This window comes from Streptomyces sp. SID14478 (assembly GCF_010548525.1).
Taxonomy (GTDB): domain Bacteria; phylum Actinomycetota; class Actinomycetes; order Streptomycetales; family Streptomycetaceae; genus Streptomyces.
In genome coordinates, this window is record NZ_JAAGMG010000412.1 from 1 (window position 1) to 4,487 (window position 4,487).

Annotated in this window: 5 protein-coding genes and 1 pseudogene; 1 reads left to right on the forward strand and 5 read right to left on the reverse strand. The window is 74.6% G+C overall.

The window, feature by feature from the left end:
• Window positions 1-811 (forward strand): annotated as a pseudogene (locus G3I40_RS13470) (hypothetical protein); the annotation flags it as partial.
• Here the strand turns inward: G3I40_RS13470 and G3I40_RS13475 are convergent.
• From G3I40_RS13475 to G3I40_RS13495, 5 genes are all read right to left on the reverse strand, one after another.
• Window positions 785-1,978: a lytic transglycosylase domain-containing protein gene (locus G3I40_RS13475; protein WP_164302396.1), complete on the reverse strand. Its 1,194-nt coding sequence runs from the start codon at window positions 1,976-1,978 to the stop codon at window positions 785-787. The pseudogene G3I40_RS13470 and the gene G3I40_RS13475 sit on opposite strands and share 27 nt — an antisense overlap.
• Before the next feature lie 36 nt (window positions 1,979-2,014).
• Complete coding sequence (locus tag G3I40_RS13480) at window positions 2,015-2,773, reverse strand: hypothetical protein (protein WP_164302397.1); 759 nt, start codon at window positions 2,771-2,773, stop codon at window positions 2,015-2,017.
• A gap of 17 nt (window positions 2,774-2,790) precedes the next feature.
• Window positions 2,791-3,318, reverse strand: a complete 528-nt coding sequence (locus tag G3I40_RS13485; RefSeq protein WP_164302398.1) for a nuclear transport factor 2 family protein — start codon at window positions 3,316-3,318, stop codon at window positions 2,791-2,793.
• Window positions 3,319-3,380: 62 nt separating this feature from the next.
• Complete coding sequence (locus tag G3I40_RS13490; protein ID WP_239091711.1) at window positions 3,381-4,112, reverse strand: hypothetical protein; 732 nt, start codon at window positions 4,110-4,112, stop codon at window positions 3,381-3,383.
• A partial coding sequence (locus G3I40_RS13495) for a hypothetical protein (protein WP_164302399.1) occupies window positions 4,109-4,487 on the reverse strand: 379 nt, incomplete at its 5' end. The genes G3I40_RS13495 and G3I40_RS13490, both read right to left, overlap by 4 nt.

A 4,487-nucleotide genomic window follows, 5' to 3' on the forward strand; every position in this document is an offset into this window, starting at 1 on the left:
CATCGGCACGAACGTGGAGCGCCTCGCCGAACTCGCCGCCCCCGCCGCGCTGTGGGCGGCGGCCTGCGTGCCGGGCCTGCGGCGCGCGCAGGCGGCGGTCCTCGTGCTCGCGCTCGTGTGCTCGTCGGCGTGGGTGGTGAAGAAGACGGCCGACGACCTCGTGGTGTCGACGGACGTACCGACCTGGGCGGCCGAGACCCACGGTGTCGTACGGGAGTTGAAGCGACTCGGCGCGGACCGCACCCGGGTCGAGGTGATCCCGGCGCGCAACCACCGCGAGGCCGCGCGGCTCGCGCCGTACGTGAACATGGCGCGCGGCTGGAACCGGCAGCTCGACATCGAACGCGGCCGGCTCTTCTACGACGGCTCGTTCTCTGCGGCGACGTACCGGGCCTGGCTGGACCACTGGGCCGTCGGGTTCGTCGTGCTGCCCGAGGGCAAGCCGGACGGGTTCGCCCAGCAGGAGGCCGCGTTCGTGCGCGGCAGCCCCGCCTATCTGGAACCGGTGTGGCGGGACCCGCACTGGCGCGTGTACCGGGTGCGGGACGCGGTGCCGCTGGTGTCCGCGCCCGCGTCCGTGGTCAGCTCGGACGGGGCGCGGGTCACGGTCCGCTTCCGGCGGGCCGGGGCGGCGACGCTGCGGGTCGCGTACTCGCCCTGGCTCAAGTCCGAGGGCAGCTGCCTGAAGGTCCGCAAGGAGGGCGAGTTCACGGAGCTGACGGCGCCCGCGCCGGGCACCTATCTGATCGGCTCCGACTGGGAGGCGTCCCCCTCACCGGGCCGGTCAGGCGCCGGGTGCCGGACACGGTGACGCCGGGTCCGTCGGGTCGGGGGTCGGGCTGCCGGTCGGCGTGGGCGAGTCCGTCGGGGACGCGCTGTCGGTCGGGCAGTCGGACGGGCTGCCCGGGTCGGTCGGCTCCTCGGTCGGGGGCTCGGTGGTCGGCGGGTCCGTGGGCGGCGGTGTCGACGGATCGGTGGGCGGCGTGCCGGAGTCGGTCGGGTCCGGGGTCGGGCTCGGGCCGTCGGAGGGCTTCGGGCCGGTGCCGGGGTGGCCGGGGCTCTTCGAGGGGGCCGGGCCGATGACGATGCCGCCGCCCTCGTCCCCGCCTTCGTGCCCGACCGGCTTCTTGGCGGGGGTGTCGCCGCCCGCGCCCGGGCTGACCGGGATCACTCCGTGGCCGTCCGGCACGCTGTGCACCCCGTCGCGGTAGAACTCCAGCCAGTGCAGGACGAGTCCCAGGTAGTCGCGCGAGTAGTTGTAGCTGAGGATCGCCCGCTCCAGGCCGCCCGAGGTGCCCAGGTCCCGGCCGCCCGCGCACAGGTAGTGGCCGGCGCCGAGGGCCGCGTCGTAGATGTTGTTGGGGTCGGAGCGGCCGTCGCCGTTGCCGTCGGCGCCCCAGCGCCGCCAGGTGCCCGGCAGGAACTGCAGCGGGCCGACGGCCCGGTCGTAGACGGGGTCGCCGTCCCAGGCGCCGCCCTCGGTGTCCCGGATGAGCGCGAAGCCGTCGCCGTTCAGGGCGGGGCCCGTGATGCGGTGGCGGGTGGTGCCGTGCGCGTCGACGTCGCCGCCGCGGGCCTGCCCCGACTCGACCTTGCCGATGGCCGCGAGCAGCTGCCACGGCAGGCGGCAGCCCGGGTCGGTGCGGGCGACGGCGGACTCGGCGCGGCGGTAGGCGGCGAGGACGGTGGCCGGGATGCCGGACTCGGCGGTGATCTGCTGCGTCGGATACGTGACGTCGGGTGCCGCCGGGCTCTGCAGGGGCGGGATCTCGGTGTGGTACGAGTCGTCGCCCTGGGAGTCGACGCGGGGCAGCGGCCCCGTGGCCGGGGCGGACGGATCGCTGTCCGCCGACGCCGCCGTACCGGTCAACTCCCGTACGACGTCGGGTGCTTGCGAGGCGCTCAGCAGCGCGGTCGCGGCTACGGCGACGGCGGTGCCGCGCAGGCCGCGGTGCAGTCGGATACGCGGGGTTCGCATGGTGCCCTTTCTGTCCGGGTGCGGGTCCGGCTCCGTTCAGCCGTTGCCGAAGGTGTCGAGGGCGGAGACCAGCCAGCGGCCGTCGCGGTGGACGAGGTCGACGGCGAGCATCGCGCCCGCGTAGTTCCCGGCATCCTTGGCCTTCGCGGCGGTGCTGGTGCTGCTCTGGTCGGCGAAGACGAGGACGCGGGCGCGGTCGCCGTCGATGCGCTCCACCGCGCTGTCGGTGACGGTGGTGGTCACCACGGTCTTCTGCTTGTCCGCCTGGGTGAGGACGGGGGCGAGCAGGGTGCGGTGCTGGGTGACGGCCTTGCCGGTGAGGTAGGTGGCGGCGGCCTTCTTCTCGGCCCCCGGGTTGGCGTAGTCGTAAGAGAAGAGGGCGTTGACGGCCTTGCCCGCCTGGCCCTTGATCTCGCTGGTGCGGGCCGCGTCGGTGAGCGCGGTGTTGCGCGTGGCCGCGTCGTCGTCCAGGGCGTGCGCCTCGGCGTAGGCCCAGCCGGCGAAGCCTCCCAGGAGGAGGGTGAGCAGGCTCAGGACCGCGAGGAGCGTGCGGCGGGGCTGCTTCGTGCGCTCCGGGGTATCCGTGCGCGCTTGTTTCGTGCGCTCCGGGCGGCCGGGGGCGTCCGTGCGCACGCGCGTCCGGCGCTCGGGGGCCGCCTTGCCCGGCTGCTCCCGGCGGGGCTGCGGGCTGAGGCGGGCGGGCTGCCCGAGGCGCTCCTGTGCGGGGGTCTCGGGCTCCGGCGGGCGCTGGGCCAGGCGGCGTTGGCGGTTGAGGGTGTGGCGGGTGGTCGGCATTGCGGGGTCCCTTCCGCTCAGTCCGTGGTGGCCGTGTCGCCGACCGGTGCCTGGCCGAGGGCGCTGAGCTTCCATCGGCCGTCGGTGCGGGTGAGTTCGCCGAGCATGCGGCTGTCCTTGTCGGTGGCCTTCTGGCCCGAGGCCGCCACCGTGACCCGCAGCGCGACCATGACGCGGGCGCGGCCCGCCCGCTCGTCGAGCTCGGTCACCGCGCCGGACAGCACCTTGGCGGTGCTCACGGTCTTGGCGCCCTGGACCTGCTTGGTGAACTCGGCGCGCCCCTTGACCAGTTGGCTGTGCAGGTCGCCCGTGGTGGAGGACTCCCACAGGTCGAGCCCGGGGGCGAGCTTTCGGTGGTCCAGGGTGTTGAGGTTCTGCACGGCCTGCTCGCCGGCCTCCAGGGCGTCGTCGCGGGCGGCGGCGTACCCGGCGGTGTCGTCGTGCGCCGCCCCGTACCAGGACCAGCCCGCCCAGGCGGCGACGCCGCCCGCGAGGAGGGTGAGGGCGAGCGCCGCGACGAGCAGCGGCTGGGTGATGCGGGTCATGCGCGCACCTTTCGAACTCATCGGGCTCATCGCGTTCACCGGGCTCGTCGGGCTCACGGGGCTCACCGGGCCTTGATGTCGACGATGTGCCACACGTCGTCACGGAGTCGGGCCGTGACGGACAGCTGGGCGGCGGACGTCGCGGGCTTCTTGTCGCCGCGCCGGGCCGTCTGGTCGAGGAAGACCAGCAGCTGCGCCGTGTCGCCGTGCAGGCTGACGGTGCCGACCCGGACGGCCTGGGTCGTGAGGGTCAGCCGCTGGCTGCGCACGTTCTCCTTGACCTGCGAGAACAGCTGGTCGTACTGGGAGGCGGCCCGGCCCGACAGGACGGCGCGGGCCGACCGTTCGGTGGCGTCGGTGCCGCCTGGCGCGTACGAGAACACCTTGGCGAGCGCGCTGCTCACGTCCCCGTTGACCTGCGTGGTCCGCTCGACGTCGGTGAGGGCGTGGTTGTCCGCGGCGGGCGCGCTCCTCAACTCATGGGCCTCGTAAAGGAGTACACCCCCGGTGAGCGCGAGCAAGACGCCGGCCGCGGTGACCCCGAGGAGCACGCGCCGCGCGCGCCAGAAACGGAGCAGGCGGGAGGGCACGTCGGCGTCGACGTCGGCATCCGCATCGGCATCGGCATCCTCTGCCTCCTTCGCCTCCTCCGGCACCCGGACCACGGGCCCCACGCCCTCCTCGGCCGCCAGTTCCTCAGCGGTCCGCTCCTCGGTCGCCGCTTCCTCGGCGATCCGTTCCGCCTGCGGCGTCTCCTCCGCGACGCGTCCCGCTTCCGCCGTCTTCTCCGTCATCCGGACACCTCCGTGACCGGCACCGCGTTGAGCGCCTTCACCTTCCACGTCCCGTCGGCGGTCCTGGCAAGGACCGCCTCCAGCCTCTTGCGGTCCGTCGTCGCCGCCTTGGCGTTCTTCGGGGTCGTCTCGACCCGCACCGTCGCGATGAGCTTCGCCGTGCCCGCGCGGTCATCGAGGGCGGTGACCGCCGCGTCCGTGACGACGCCGCGCGCGGACGCCCCGGCGGCCGGCGACATGCGGCCCAGCTCGGTGTGCAGGGGACCCGAGGTGACCGCCTTCCAGGTGGCCACCCCGGCCTTGGCGTGCGCGGCCGTCGACGCGTCCAGCGTCGACAGGGTCGCGACGGCCGCGCGCCCGTCGGCCAGCGCCGCG

What these genes read in the sequence shown, in the direction of transcription:
- G3I40_RS13485 (WP_164302398.1), bottom strand. Translation starts at nt 3,318, where the DNA reads ATGACCCGCATCACCCAGCCGCTGCTCGTCGCGGCGCTCGCCCTCACC.
- G3I40_RS13475 (WP_164302396.1), bottom strand. Translation starts at nt 1,978, where the DNA reads ATGCGAACCCCGCGTATCCGACTGCACCGCGGCCTGCGCGGCACCGCC.
- G3I40_RS13480 (WP_164302397.1), bottom strand. Translation starts at nt 2,773, where the DNA reads ATGCCGACCACCCGCCACACCCTCAACCGCCAACGCCGCCTGGCCCAG.
- G3I40_RS13490 (WP_239091711.1), bottom strand. Translation starts at nt 4,112, where the DNA reads ATGACGGAGAAGACGGCGGAAGCGGGACGCGTCGCGGAGGAGACGCCG.